We start from the raw sequence: 284 nt of genomic DNA, 5'->3' as shown, positions 1-284 counted from the left end.
GCAATGATCGACTGGTACTGCGACTTGGTGACCGCCGACTGGTAGGTGCCGAAACCTCCAGACGCCACGTTCTTGTAGGACACCACAGGGTTAGCGTTCGAACCGCCGCTCGGGTTTTCGAGAGCAGTGCCCGTAACAAACGGGTATCCATCCACCGTCACGGGTTTGCCCATCACAACATATGAGTTGCCTGTAGCACCATGCGTTATTGGATACATCACGATCACGGTGTCGTTGACGCCCGGGATCGATCCGAAGTTGCCGTTTAGGCCTCCGTAGTTACC

The 284-nt window shown here is 56.0% G+C and carries 1 protein-coding gene; it reads right to left on the bottom strand.

The annotated features are described in order from the left end of the window. Positions 1 to 284, bottom strand: a 284-nt coding sequence (locus AC1RPQ_RS08410; protein ID WP_481762330.1) for a hypothetical protein, incomplete at both ends; no start/stop codon positions are given.

The organism is Dellaglioa sp. CoH-57-MRSF-21 (assembly GCF_056781915.1).
Note: the sequence above shows the minus strand (reverse complement) of the source record. Positions and strands in the feature narration are given on the sequence as shown.